This is a genomic window from Streptosporangium sp. NPDC051022 (genome assembly GCF_040683035.1).
Lineage (GTDB): Bacteria > Actinomycetota > Actinomycetes > Streptosporangiales > Streptosporangiaceae > Streptosporangium.
Map to the genome: position 1 here is coordinate 175,504 of NZ_JBFBCF010000009.1, position 13,088 is coordinate 188,591.

At 60.9% G+C, this 13,088-nt stretch carries 11 protein-coding genes; all 11 read left to right on the forward strand.

All coding sequences use genetic code 11. From position 1 onward, the window contains the following. The first annotated feature begins 96 nt into the window (after positions 1-96). The 11 genes from AB0N02_RS17940 (at position 97) to AB0N02_RS17990 (ending at position 12,972) form a co-directional block, all read left to right on the forward strand. The gene (locus AB0N02_RS17940) at positions 97-804 is read left to right on the forward strand and encodes an oxidoreductase (RefSeq protein ID WP_363947346.1); all 708 of its coding nucleotides are present in this window, start codon (positions 97-99) and stop codon (positions 802-804) included. A 326-nt stretch (positions 805-1,130) separates the two neighbouring features. Next, on the forward strand, positions 1,131-1,490 hold the full coding sequence (locus AB0N02_RS17945; protein ID WP_363947349.1) for a hypothetical protein: 360 nt from the start codon (positions 1,131-1,133) through the stop codon (positions 1,488-1,490). 1,498 nt (positions 1,491-2,988) lie between these two features. Further along, on the forward strand, positions 2,989-3,747 hold the full coding sequence (locus tag AB0N02_RS17950; RefSeq protein WP_363947352.1) for a YqcI/YcgG family protein: 759 nt from the start codon (positions 2,989-2,991) through the stop codon (positions 3,745-3,747). An 87-nt stretch (positions 3,748-3,834) separates the two neighbouring features. Beyond that, positions 3,835-4,653, forward strand: coding sequence for an arginase family protein (locus AB0N02_RS17955; protein WP_363947355.1), 819 nt, complete (start codon positions 3,835-3,837; stop codon positions 4,651-4,653). A gap of 86 nt (positions 4,654-4,739) precedes the next feature. Then, entirely contained in the window at positions 4,740-5,564 is an 825-nt protein-coding gene (gene dapF, locus AB0N02_RS17960) for a diaminopimelate epimerase (RefSeq protein ID WP_363947358.1), read from the forward strand. Next, positions 5,548-6,525 (forward strand): cysteine synthase A, encoded by a 978-nt coding sequence (gene cysK / locus AB0N02_RS17965; RefSeq protein ID WP_363947361.1) that lies wholly within the window; start codon positions 5,548-5,550, stop codon positions 6,523-6,525. The genes dapF and cysK overlap by 17 nt, the downstream gene beginning before the upstream one ends. 91 nt (positions 6,526-6,616) lie before the next feature. Then, positions 6,617-7,735, forward strand: coding sequence for a homoserine O-acetyltransferase (locus AB0N02_RS17970; protein WP_363947364.1), 1,119 nt, complete (start codon positions 6,617-6,619; stop codon positions 7,733-7,735). A 56-nt stretch (positions 7,736-7,791) separates the two neighbouring features. Continuing rightward, a complete protein-coding gene (locus AB0N02_RS17975) occupies positions 7,792-8,532 on the forward strand; it encodes an SDR family oxidoreductase (RefSeq protein WP_363947366.1) in 741 nt (246 codons plus the stop codon). A gap of 167 nt (positions 8,533-8,699) precedes the next feature. Continuing rightward, positions 8,700-9,599 carry a hypothetical protein gene (locus tag AB0N02_RS17980; RefSeq protein WP_363947369.1) on the forward strand — a complete coding sequence of 300 codons (900 nt, stop codon included), beginning with the start codon at positions 8,700-8,702 and terminating at the stop codon, positions 9,597-9,599. Positions 9,600-11,545: 1,946 nt separating this feature from the next. Beyond that, positions 11,546-12,274 (forward strand): TauD/TfdA family dioxygenase, encoded by a 729-nt coding sequence (locus tag AB0N02_RS17985; protein ID WP_363947372.1) that lies wholly within the window; start codon positions 11,546-11,548, stop codon positions 12,272-12,274. Further along, a complete protein-coding gene (locus AB0N02_RS17990; RefSeq protein WP_363947375.1) occupies positions 12,271-12,972 on the forward strand; it encodes an amino acid racemase in 702 nt (233 codons plus the stop codon). The genes AB0N02_RS17985 and AB0N02_RS17990 overlap by 4 nt, the downstream gene beginning before the upstream one ends. Positions 12,973-13,088 lie beyond the last annotated feature (116 nt).

Sequence of the window (13,088 nt, forward strand, 5' to 3'; positions counted from 1 at the left end):
GAGTGACGCGATCACCGCGGCGGCGCCACTACCCTGCCGCCCCCACACGCCAGCCACCCACTCCGAACCTGCCACCACCCCAGCAAAGGCGTCCTGATGACCAGCACCGCGAAGACCATCGTGATCAGCGGCGGCACCGACGGCATGGGCCGGGCCCTGGCCTCTACCTACCTGGGTCGAGGCGATACCGTGGTGATCATCGGCCGCGATGCGGCCAAAGCGGCCATGCTGCCCAGAGCCCACTTCACTCCCGCGAACCTGAGCCTGGTCAGCGAGAACAGAAGAGATCTCAGGGAAATAAACGCCCGCCACCCCAGCGTGGATGCGCTGGCGCTGTGCGCCCGCTACTTCCGGTCAAGCCGGTTCGTCACCGCCGAGGGCGTCGAGGGCGTCTTCGGCCTGGAGTACCACAGCCGATTCCTGCTCAGCCACGGCCTGGACCGGCCGCGCGTCATCGTCAACGTCTCCGGGCCCGCGCCCGGCATCCCCACCGGCCGCATCCATTGGGACGACCTGATGCTCGAACGTCGCTATGACGGGGTGGCAGCCCGGATGCAGGCCGGACGGGCCAACAATCTGCTCGCGGTCGCCTTCGCCGCCCGCCATTCCGCCGGCCCCAACCCGCTACGTGCTGATCAACCCCGGCCCCGTCTCAACCAGCTTTGCCGGCGACTACGATCCAGCCACTGCCGCCCACGTCACCGCGCTCCAGATGCACGGCGCCCCGTCGGAGAAGGCATCAGACCGATCATCGCCCGCCTCGACGACCTCACCCGCCACCTGCTGCGCGATCAGGAGAAGTGAACACATGACCCAGACATGGATCGCGGCGTTCAGGTCCGCTCCCGTCAGCCTGTATGAGCCGGCACTCGTTCATCCCTCCCGCAGCTTCGACGACCAGACCGTACTAAAAGCGAAGCTGAAAAACGGCGCGTAATCTGAAAATCAGGGCCAGGCAGATCCCTCAGGAGTGGACGCCCACTTGGCGTACCGCAGCCATCGTCCGGTTGAAGCGTGGTAGCCGAGGTTGCCGACTCGCCTTCGTCCTCCGGTCCGTGGCCTTGGAACACGGCGAGTTGCTTGGTTCGAGTTGCTTGGTTATGGAGCGGGCGATCTCAACAATGAGTGGCATGCCGCAGATCATCATCGAGTACTCCGCATCCCTCGCCGAGGCGTTCGATCGGCGCGGATTCGCGCTGGCACTTCACCCGGCCGCAGCCGAGTTGATCGGCAGTGCCCTGGCGGATTTCAAAACGCGCTTCCGTGTCGTCACCGAAGCGGTCCTCGGTAACGGTGCGGCCACCGAGGCGATGGTCCACGTGGACCTGGCGATCCTGCCTGGCCGCTGCCCTGAGGTCAAAGCCCGTCTGGGAGACTTGACCCTCGCGATGCTATGTGACCACATCAAGCCTGGAAGAGGACTGAACACCCAGGTCACCGTTGAGGTTCGAGACATCGGCAGCTACCACAAACACGTCCTGGCGCGATAGCCGGATGTGCGGGTACTGATCAGCTGGCCGCTGCAGCCGTCGTACCCGAATGAGGTCCGCAGCCGGTTGAGGCACGGTCCGGCGGACCCACATCCCACAGGCGGGCTGTCTGGGTCACTGATGAACGGGTTGGGCGGACTACGCGGCAGCGTAGCCCCTTCGTCAGGTGCGGCACCGCGCTGTCGAGGTGAACGGTCAGCCGCGCCCGGAGAACCGGAAGCCGACCGGATATCGCCAGCCACCGAGGGAGACCGGGTTGGAGGCCGTTGACGACCCGGCCGCCTCGACCGGCATCGGTGCCGACCCGGCTCAGCGATGGGCTCAGGCTCGCCTCAGGGGCGAAAGCGCCGTCGGCGCTGTGGCCGCCCGCCGTTTTGGCGGCGCGTGATGGCCGGAACGCGGCCGGCCTCATCGTCACGGCCGGAAGGCATCGGCCGCGCCGGATACCGCCCGAGAGCAGGAGGATCGAACACCGGCCGCGAGCCGATCAGGCCGCAACCACTGGCCGGGACGTTGGGAGGCGTGCAGGCCGATCGAGGTGAACCGGATCGTGCCCGCTTCGAGCAGTCCGCAGGTAGCGGGACAGCGGTCCGGCTCGGCCCCGACCGGACCGCAACGACCGTCACCTCGTGAATCAACACCGCCGCCGTTGCAGCGCCGCCTCCTCTGCGGATACGCGTCTGTCTCGTCCACCGATTTCGACGACTAGCGCAACAGAACAGCGAATATGTGTGTCCATATCTCCAATCCACCGACCGAATTCGAGCTCGTCAACATGGGCTCTCGACATCCGGTTGAACGGGCGCATGAAATCGCATGATATTTCGGACGACCCACAGGAGTCGGACGTCCGGGGAAAAAGCAGCATTCCCGGCGAGTACGCCTGTAATCTAGCATGAATTATGCCATGTCCGATTTGCTTGATCATTGACGCGGCACTCCCGCCTCGCCCCCTGAACTGCGAAAACGATCCCTGCGGTTCAATCGGTGGAGGAGAAGATTCCGCTCCACAATCAGGCCTGCTTATCCGCATCCATCCTCATGTTTCGGGGAATACACCGACAAGTCTTGACCGGCTGCCGACTGGTCGGGCAAAATCACCTTGTTACGCCAGAGGATCACCAATAGGTAGTTAGTGATCAGAGGCCGGAAACGCCAAAAACAGAATCGCCCCCGATTGCATTTCACCTGGAGCTCGAAGGGCTTTCCAGTCGAGACTTTCATATCTCACCGTTACATTGATCGGCGGTTTTCATCAGCCTGCGCATTGACGCGGTACCCGAATCACGAAACAGAGGATTTGCGGTAGTCACCTCCGCCGGCCGAGACGTGTTGCGCGCATATTCATGCCTCGACCAGGCGAACGACCCACCCGGCGACACCCCGCTTTGAGATCGCTGGGTTTTGCGCTTCTCCACCATTCAGTCCGGGGTCTCGTTTTTCTTCAAGAAGAAGAAAGAGTCACTGTAAGAAATGATGGATCCTCCATTGAAAACGGGTGTCCCAGTTGAGCATGCCGAGCGGGAGAGCGACACTGATCTCCCAAACGCAAGTCAATGATGACGAAAAGAGCTGGCACCGTGCCGTTCTCAACGACATCGAGTCCCGGCTCACCGATCCCAGTTTTCCGTGCATCTTCTCAAGGAATGCATTCCGAAAGAAAATTTTGAAGCTCATCTTCGTGGAAAACTGCCAGAAGGACGGCATTCAACATCTGAGAGATGGGCTCAAAGAATATGTGGAGCTGTCCATGGAGTGGGACGGCAGCCTGGATACGGCCTATCCACTGATAGTGGCGTTCTCGCCGAGCGCCGTAGACGCGCGATCCGTAGATGATTATCACGCCTTCGGATGGAAGGTTCTTCAAAAATTACACGAGATCGATCCCGCGCCCTGGCCGGAGGAAGTCGGCAAGGATCCCGACTCCGGCTCCTGGTCCATGTGCTTCAACGGCATGCCGCTGTTCTGCAACATGAGCGGTCCTGCCCATCGGGCCCGCCGGAGCCGCAACCTCGGAGAGCACTTCATTCTCGTCATCAATCCGCGTGAACGGTTCGATGTCTTCGCCGGCAATACGCCGAGCGGCCGCAAGGTTCGCTCAAACATCCGCAACCGAATCGCCCGCTACGATGGAATACCACATTCCCTCCAGCTAGGGTCTTACGGCACCGATGGACTCGAGTGGTTTCAGTACGGCCTTATGGAAGAGAATATCGAAAGGACAGATAAATGCCCTTTCCTGTTTCGAGGGTCCTAGATCGGACCGCGCCGCGCCGCACATTCTCGCGTAAACGTCAGAGCGGCCACCTGTACTGATCATAAAACCAGAGGAGAGCTTAGGAAGATGATTGATCTCATTGTCTCCCAGGGGCGTGTAGCCGACAGGGAACCGCGGATGATCGAGGGCGCGGCACGCACGGCGCAAGCATTGGAACACCGCTACGGGATTAAAGGTCGATACATCGGGAAAGCCGAACCGCCGGCCAACGACGATTGGAGCGTCAGTCTTCCCCAAGCCAGGGAGACGCTTGTCGGGTTGAGGCAAGCGGTCACAGCGAGCGTCGAGGGCGGCAACCTCACGGTAATGATCGCCAACACCTGCTCGGCAAGCCTCGCCTCACTGCCGATTGTGGCGCGGGAACACCCGGACGCCGTGGTGCTTTACATCGACGCGCACGGCGACTTCAACACGCCGGAGACGACCGATACGGGCTATCTGGGAGGCATGGTGCTCTCGGCCGCGTGCGGGCTTTGGGACAGTGGTCATGGTGCCGGTCTCCGGCCCGAGCAGGTCATTCTAATCGGGGCGCGCGACATAGACGAGGCCGAGCGCAAACTTCTGCAAACGTCCGGCGTCCGGGTTGTCCCCCCACGGGAAGCGACAGCAGAGAACATCCTGAACGCCGTCAACGGATCTCGAGTGTGGGTACACATTGATTGGGACGTACTCGATCCAGGGTCTGTGCCTGCTGACTACAAGGTCCCGGACGGAATGTTCCCAGAGCAGATCCGGGAAATATTCAAGTCGATTCCGTCGGAACAGCTTCTTGGAGTCGAGCTAGCGGAGTTCAATGCCCCGGCGGATGACAAAAGTGCCGCAGAGGCAGTTTCGATCATTCTCGACATGGTCGCTCCCGCGTTCGAGGCCGCGCAAGCCAGATAGCCCGACTCTAGAAGAGGCACGACGAAAAGCGCCTATTAGATAGGTTAAGGCCGATTAAAACTTCATCCACGCTACATTTCACTAAAATGCACGGCGCTGGAAACGACTTTGTCATACTCGATCTGCGTGACGCGAAATCGCCTTCACCGGGATTGTGCCGCGCCCTGGCGGACCGCCACACCGGTGTCGGCTGCGACCTGATTCTCGGCATCAGGGCTCCGCGCAGTGTGGAAGCCGCCGCGTCCTTCGAGATCTGGACCGCTGACGGCTCTCCCTCGCAGCAGTGCGGTAACGGCGCACGTTGCGTCGCCGCCTGGGTCGTCCGCGCAGGCCTGACGCAGGGACCTCGATTCGCCCTTGACAGCCCGGTCGGCACACACATGGTGGACGTCCTGAACGAGCAGTCTTTCAGTATCGCTCTGGGCATGCCACAGTTCACGCCGGAGCGGATTCCCCTGTTCGGCTTCGACGAGGAACAGCATCTGTACGAGGCCGACCTGGTCAGTGGGTCACGCCTTCGTTTCGCCGCTGTCTCGATGGGCAACCCGCACGCAGTGATCGAGGTCGACGACGTGGACGCCGCCCCGGTCGCCCGGATCGGTCAGGCGTTACAGGGCTCGGACTTCTTCCCGCCAACCGTCAATGTCGGCTTCGCCGAAGTGGTATCACGCGGCAGTATCCGCTTACGAGTTTACGAGTACGGTGCGGGTGAAACTCTCGCCTGCGGTAGCGGTGCTTGTGCCGCAGCGGCAGTTCTGATGCGGCGGGAACGCGTCGACCGGAACGTTTCGGTTGCTCTGCCCGGAGGCGAGCTGCAGGTCAGCTGGCTGGATGCCGCCGAACAAATCCTCCTGGCCGGCCCTGCTGCATTCGTTTACGAAGGACAGTTTTCTCATGCCTCTCTACAATAGCATCCTTGACACAATCGGTCGCACGCCCATTGTCAAACTACATCGGCTCCCGCCCAAGCATGTCACGCTTTATGTGAAGGTGGAGTCCTTCAATCCCGGCGGATCGGTGAAGGACCGCCTGGCGCTCTCCGTCATCCTCGACGCCGAAGCGAAAGGGCTACTGAAGCCCGGTGACACGATCGCTGAGTGCACTTCAGGCAACGTCGGCATCGCGTTGGCGATGGTGGCTGCGGCACGCGGCTATAAGTTCGTGGCGGTGATGTCCGACACTTACTCGGTGGAGCGGCGAAAGCTGATTCGCGCCTATGGCGGAAAGGTCATCCTCTTTCCTGGCGTCAAAGGAACCAGCGGTGGGAACCAGATAGCAGACGAGCTGGCAAAAAAGCATGGCTGGTTCCGGGCCCATCAGTTCGAAAACCTTGCAAACCCTGCATATCATCGCGAAACGACAGCGGCGGAAATCCTCAGTGATTTCGCCGGAAAGCGACTGGACTACTTCGTTACAGGCTTCGGGACCACTGGGACCCTCACTGGTGTCGGACAGATGCTGAAGCTCGCACGGCCCGAGGTGCGCATCGTCGCCGTCGAACCGGAGAATGCCGCTGTGCTGTCCGGTAAGGAATGGAATGTGCATCAGATCCAAGGCTGGGCTCCCAACTTCGTGCCCCCCCTGCTCGATCAAAGCGTTATCGACGAGCTTCTAACCGTTGACGAAACAGCCGGGCGCGACGTCGCACGCCGTCTCGCCGCCGAAGAAGGGATATTCGCAGGTGTTTCGGCCGGCGCCACCGTGGCGACGGCACTGCGCGTCGCGGAAGATGCGCCAGAAGGTTCAGTCCTACTCGCGATGCTGCCGGACACCGGCGAGCGCTACCTGTCCACTTTCCTGCTCGAAGGCATGAGTGAGGGGTCGGACGACGAATGGCTGGCGTCGCTGGACGCCCCCCCTTCACGTGCCTGACCTGGAACCTTCTCCGCCGGTTTTCAAGCAACTACACAGGTAAGCACGGGTTCTACTCGGAAGCAAACCAACACAAAACAGGAATAGGTGTATGAGGGAATTCATTCCCCCTGCCACCCGCTTCGTCGATTTGCCTACCGAATTTGTCATGAAAAGCGGTGGCATTCTGCATGGCGCACGCATCGCCTACGAAGACTTCGGACGGCTGAACGCGGCACGCGACAACGTCATCCTCATCCTCACCGGCCTCTCGCCCGACGCGCACGCCGCTTCCCACCCGGACGACCCCACCCCTGGCTGGTGGGAGGCCATGCTGGGACCGGGCAAGCCCATCGACACAGATCGCTGGTACGTGATCTGCGTGAACTCGCTGGGCAGTTGCAAGGGATCCACTGGGCCGACCTCGCTCAATCCGGGCAAGGGCGGCCCCTACCGGCTGGAGTTCCCGGATCTGTCCATGGAGGACATCGCCGACGCGGCCGCCTTCACCGTGCGCGCGTTGGGCTTCGAACGCCTGGCCTGCGTGATAGGCGTCTCCATGGGCGGGATGAGCGCACTGGCCCTGCTGGCCCGGCATCCTGATCTGACGCGCAGCCACATTAATATCTCCGGAGCAACGCACTCACTGCCGTTTTCGATTGTGATCCGCTCCTTGCAACGCGAGGCGATCCGGTTCGACCCACACTGGAATCAGGGCCGATACGACGAAGAGAGCTATCCGCAACGCGGTATGATCATGGCACGTAAACTGGGCATGATCACCTACCGTTCGGCCCAGGAATGGGACAGCCGGTTTGGCCGAGCGCGCTTGGACCCAGATCGCCGAACGGGCGAGGAACCGTTCGGCCTGGAGTTTGAGGTGGAAGGTTATGTGGAGTTCCACGCCCACCGTTTCCTGCACTGTTTCGATCCAAACAGCTATCTCTACCTCAGCCGTTGCATAGATCGGTTCGATCTCGGCGAATCCTGCGGCGGCACCGCGGACGAGGCCCTGTCTCGGCTGCGCCTCGAAAAGGCGTTGGTGATCGGCGTGCAGACGGACATCCTGTTTCCCCTGCACCAACAGCGGCAAATCGCTACGGGCTTGAGCGCCAGCGGTGCTGACGTCCAATTTCTGTCGCTGGAATCGGAGAAGGGGCATGACGCTTTTCTTGTCGACGTTGATCGATTCGGACCGCCAGTGGCGAAGTTTTTGTCGGTAGATTGGTAAGAGAACTGCGCCTGCACTCTTTCGCCGCTCTTCGAGACAGAGGTTTTGATTTGTCCATGGATTCACTGAAAATAGCCCTTGTCACTGGCGCCAACCGTGGTATCGGTTTCGAAATCGCGCGCCAGCTCGCCGAAAAGAACGTTCACGTACTACTCACCGGCCGTAATCATGCGGCGACGGTCGAAGCGGCGGCGAAGTTGCAGAGTGCCGGCCTCAGCGTCGAAGCCTTTGCGCTTGACGTGACGAAGACGGAGAGCATCGCCGCCGTCGCCACGGAGATCGAAAGCAGGTACGGTCGCCTCGACATCTTGGTCAACAACGCAGGAATCCGAATCGAGGAGTACGGCAAAAAACCATCCGAGCAGTCTCTCCAGCAATGGCGTGAGACTTTCAACACCAATCTATTCGGCGTTGTCGAAGTGACCTTGGCCCTGCTGCCCCTGATCCACAAGTCCGCGGCAGGACGTATCGTGAACGTCTCCAGCCTACTTGCTTCCTTGGGCACGCACAGCGACCCGGACTCTTATATCCACAGTCCTATGTTCAAATCACTTCCGGCCTACAGCGCCTCCAAGAGCGCGATAAACTCCTGGACCGTGCACTTGGCCTACGAGCTGCACGGAACGCCAATTAAAGTGAATGCCGTTCACCCAGGCTACACCAAAACCGGCATGAATGAAGGCGCGGGCGAAATCGACGTATCGAGCGGCGCCAGGACAAGCGTCAGCATGGCTCTGCTCGACAACGACGGCGAAAGCGGCACCTATGTGCACATGGGGAAAATCATTCCCTGGTAGTCCACCCCACCGCGATCGGCGCCGCTGAAAACGTACGGCTCTGGCTCGATGCACCTCGGGCAAAAGACGCTGCGGGGAACCCGTTCGTTTTCTCTCCCTGGCACTGGAACACCGAACAGGCGTAACGGCAGTAATCCACCTTCCCGTCCCAGTATTGGATCCGTCCTATGAGCACCGTTGCCCTGGTCACGGATGAGGCCAGTCTCCCTATCGATTACGACATGCCACTGCTGCTGGACGCGTGCCGAGCAGTAGGCCTCACGGCCAAGGTGTGTTCCTGGGAGGACGAGACCATCGACTGGTCACGTTTCGACGCCGCCCTGTTACGCTCTCCTTGGACCTGGGTCGGGCGGTTGCCTGTATTTTTGGCCTGGTGCGAGCGCATCGCCGCCTCGACGCGTCTACTTAATCCTTTGTCGGTGGCGCGATGGGGGCTCGACAAGCTTTATCTGGCCGATCTCGTCGCGCACGGGGTGCCGATCGTGCCGAGCAAGTTTATCGAGCCCGGCGCAAATCCGATTCCGGCCTTACAGGAGTTGCTCGCCGAGCATCCTCAGACCGGAGAAATCGTGGTGAAGCCAACGACCGCCGCCTACTCAAAGGATGTGAGACGCTTCACCCTGCCACTTGAGGCTGAGGCGTATCAACACATCGTCCGACTGCTCGGAGAAGGCTCCCACGTAATACTGCAACCCTACGTACAATCAGTCGACCACGGCAGTGAGACCGACCTGATCTATTTCGACGGCGTTTACAGTCATGCTATCCACAAGAGCGCGATGCTCATGCCCGATGGCACTGTGAATGTACCGACTCTCGAACATCGCAAGGCACGGACCGCAGCCGAGGACGAGCGCGCCGTCGCTTCGGCTGCGCTCGCCGCCGCGGCGTCACACCTAGGCCTCGAACCACCGCTGCTCTATGGGCGCGTCGACCTGATCCGCGACAGCGACGGCAGGCCAATGGTGCTGGAGATGGAAATATGCGAACCATCGCTGAACCTGCCTTTTTCTGAGAGTGGCGCGATGCGATTCGCACACGCCCTGGACAAACGGCTGAAGTCTTGAAAGAAGGCGGCAGAAGCCTCCAGGCGCAGCATCCGCCGGTTACCGATGAGGTCTGGCGCCCATGAGATCGGCTTGTGATGGTGGAGGCGGGGTGCGCGAGGCCGGCCGGGTTCATCGCCGACGTGCCGTGTCACCAAACCCGGTTTATCGGCTGCCGTGAAGTCATGGGCGAGGATCGTCGTGACCGGCCAACCTGTGGTGAGACGAGCGGCAGAGCCTACGGAGGACAGGCCGGCTCTTGAGCCGGACATTGGTGCCGCAGGGACCGTGGGGCTTGGCGTGGGCGGAGCCCATGCTCTTTCGCGGAACGGGGACCTGCCCGTGTGGAGCACGCGCGTGTGTTCATCTCCTCCGATGCTGCCCCTGAAGAAGTGCTCAATGCTCGATCCCTGCTCAGTGATTTCCGGCAGCGTGTGCGAGAGACCGACCGTGAACCGTCCAGCCGGGCGGGCCCCTGAGCCGTCGGCGGCGGTCATCGACAGCCGAAGCGTCCGCCCCGCAGCGCGTGGCTCGGTGGTGACGCGGGCCAGCGTAGAAACGGCCTGACTCGCTGTGGATCCACTTGATCTCCAGAGCGAGCACGGTATCGGCTGCGGCCCGCTGCGCCCGCGCGGCGCCGTCCTCGGCCACCGGTAGAAGCCCCAGCGCGACACCGTCGGCATCCCGCGCAGCCGCTTCCCCTCGAAGACTCCCGGTGGCCGGCGACGAACCGAAAGCGGGCTCACTGGTCCGTCTCATCCGTGAAACGTTTCACCGCCGGTGTGAGGTATCGCGCTCAACCTCCAACTCCCGGACCCGTGCCTTGAACTGCTCGCTCTTTTCTTTCAGCACGTGACCGGACGATGGCTGACACTCGTCGGCTTCTTCGCCGTGCCCGTTCGCTCTGCTCAGCGGCGCCGCTCTCCGGAGCCTCACGGCCCCGGTCACGCAAGGGTTCACGCTGATGCCCAGATCCTGGGCGGCCGACTCCAAGGTGCGGGCCGGGGTGGACAGGCACAACGCGACGGCGTCCGCTTGGACTCCGGCGGGCACGACTTCGTCACCGCGTGGAACTCCTTATCTCCGGACCTCCGTCATCCGGTGCGCAAGGTGTCCGCACCTCAGGGGCAGGACTCGCCGTCGCCTCCGGCTTTGGTACAGCTGGGCCGCCCGGTGAGCGTGGCCGGCGTCCGCTCGACGATCAAGGAATGCTTCCGGACCAGTGTGAGGACGAAGCCGTCTTCGATCACTACCAGGTCTGGCTCCATCCGGCCTGGCTCCGGTGCCTGACGCCGGCTGTACCGGCACCGGTTTCTCTGGCCGTCCCCCGGGCCGCGCTACCGGACGAACGCACATGGTTGGCCGGGACAGGCGGGCAAGGCCTCGGGCAGGGGAGGCTGCCGCCCGATCGATCGTCGTCCCTTCAGCGAAATTCACCGCCTGTTCGCATCGCTGTCCCGGGTATCGCTCGATGAGTCGCGTGTTCGCCGTTGGCCTGTGTGCGGTTACACCGTCAAAGGCGGACTCGGCGATGTCACTACCGGAGGAAACACCCCAGTGATAACTATGATGAAACATTGAGTTAACTTGAGATCATATTCAATCTTCCGCGCTATGTAAATATTTAAATAAACACGTGTCCCACCTGCGAAAATGCACCCCCGTTAGTGGCGAGACGATTAGGGTGTCCCAATTTATTGAATATGGCCTCCAAGGGAGAATCTACTAAATCCCCTCCGTTTCGTGTTATGGTTGATCGCAGGTCACCTCGAAGCGCATTTCACTGATAAATGCCTTGTCGAGCAGACCGCCCAGCGGGGAGCTGAGAGCACGTCAAGGAATGTGCTTGAAACCCGCTTAACCACGGGCGGTGAACATGTCACCATCGGCGATAACGCCGTTGCCGGTCAAATCGAAGGCAGCCGAAGCAACTCAGTCCATGATTAGGCAGAGAAGCAGGGGAAGCCATGCATCAATCAATCTCGCTTGACCATCTTGAGGGCCCCAACTTCGCGCATGCGGAAGTGTTCGCCGCCAAGGAAAACCTCGATGAATACGGCTATGCGTATCTAAAGGATGTTCCTGAGGAGTTCGACCACATAAGCTTCCTCAAGGAGTTCGGCAGCTTTCTTCCGCACGCCTATGACGGATCCCTGATATGGGAGCTTATCCCGGAACCGGACATGGACGACGTCTACCACTCTCGTAACACGAGGGCACTGGTGCCGCACACCGAGGCCTATGAGTATCCGGGGGCCCCGCCCCGCTACCTCGCACTCTGGTGCGTCAAGCCGGCTTCGGGAGAGGGCGGGGAGACAACCCTGGCAGACGCGCGCGAGTGGCTCCGTTCCTTCACGGACGAGGAACTGACCATTATGCGGACTCGGCAGTATGAATGGAAGTCGAGCGAGGGCCTGGCTCGCCACGACATCCATGTAAGGACCACTCACCCGATCCTGGAGAGTCAGGGAGGAAAGGAGATACTGCGCTATTCATACAACAATGTAATCAGAGTGGAGGACGGCTTTCTTCCCTCATTCTTGGAGCGAGGGATGTCGTTCTTCGAGGAAAATCACGAGGCGATCAGCATCGAGCGCAACGGGCTGCTTGTGTGGGATAACTGGAGAATGCTCCACTCGCGGAATTCCTTTAAGGACCGCGGACGCCACCTCAGACGAGTGCTGATCAGCTCATGACCAGCCGATACCACAAGACAATCGGGATCATCGGCGGGCTCGGACCCCTCGCAAGCGCGAACTTTTATCGCTGCCTGGTGGAGGAGACACGGGCAGGAAAAGACCAGGAACATCCGCGCGTCGTCTTCATCTCGGATCCTGCCATCCCGAGTCGCCTGGACTTCCTTGAAGGACGCGGTGATTCTCCCGTTCCAGCGTTGCGTAACGTGGCTAAGCAACTGGTCGAAAACGGGGCAGACTTGATCGTCCTGCCGTCGGTGACCACTCACGCCTTCTACGAAGAAATCGTCGAGAGTGTCCCGGTTCCCGTCGTGAACCTCCTCGAGGCGATCACCACTTCCTGCAAAAAGGAGGAAGTCAAAAGAGTTGCTATCGCCCTGACATCCCCTGCACGAAACACTGGGCTTCTGAGCAGGTATCTAAACGATTCAGGCATTCAGGTTCTCCTTCCCGAAGATTCCGAACAGGACGAAGTCCAGGCCATTGTCAATGGGATCAAGAAAGGACAAGGAGTTGAACATCTCGCCGAAAGACTTTCCCAGGTCATCTCGGCGGGATGGACAGAATCGGCCGACACGGTCCTCATAGGATGCACGGACATCTCTCCGCTGGCTCCCTATCTGGGAAACGCCCGCATCAAAGATGTCGCACAGGTGTTGGCGACAGCGGTCCTCGGCGCTGCGGAAATGAATAGCTAGCCTACGGTCAGCACCATGGAGAACGGCCCGTCGGCGGGTCCGGTGTCCACTGCTCGGTCCCGCTGACGAGTTCCAGTTAAAACCAGCCGCAGACCATACCGTCAGGTGTTTCCGAG

What these genes read in the sequence shown, in the direction of transcription:
- cysK (WP_363947361.1), top strand. Translation starts at nt 5,548, where the DNA reads ATGCCTCTCTACAATAGCATCCTTGACACAATCGGTCGCACGCCCATT.
- AB0N02_RS17975 (WP_363947366.1), top strand. Translation starts at nt 7,792, where the DNA reads ATGGATTCACTGAAAATAGCCCTTGTCACTGGCGCCAACCGTGGTATC.
- AB0N02_RS17945 (WP_363947349.1), top strand. Translation starts at nt 1,131, where the DNA reads ATGCCGCAGATCATCATCGAGTACTCCGCATCCCTCGCCGAGGCGTTC.
- AB0N02_RS17985 (WP_363947372.1), top strand. Translation starts at nt 11,546, where the DNA reads ATGCATCAATCAATCTCGCTTGACCATCTTGAGGGCCCCAACTTCGCG.
- dapF (WP_363947358.1), top strand. Translation starts at nt 4,740, where the DNA reads ATGCACGGCGCTGGAAACGACTTTGTCATACTCGATCTGCGTGACGCG.
- AB0N02_RS17955 (WP_363947355.1), top strand. Translation starts at nt 3,835, where the DNA reads ATGATTGATCTCATTGTCTCCCAGGGGCGTGTAGCCGACAGGGAACCG.
- AB0N02_RS17940 (WP_363947346.1), top strand. Translation starts at nt 97, where the DNA reads ATGACCAGCACCGCGAAGACCATCGTGATCAGCGGCGGCACCGACGGC.
- AB0N02_RS17970 (WP_363947364.1), top strand. Translation starts at nt 6,617, where the DNA reads ATGAGGGAATTCATTCCCCCTGCCACCCGCTTCGTCGATTTGCCTACC.
- AB0N02_RS17990 (WP_363947375.1), top strand. Translation starts at nt 12,271, where the DNA reads ATGACCAGCCGATACCACAAGACAATCGGGATCATCGGCGGGCTCGGA.
- AB0N02_RS17980 (WP_363947369.1), top strand. Translation starts at nt 8,700, where the DNA reads ATGAGCACCGTTGCCCTGGTCACGGATGAGGCCAGTCTCCCTATCGAT.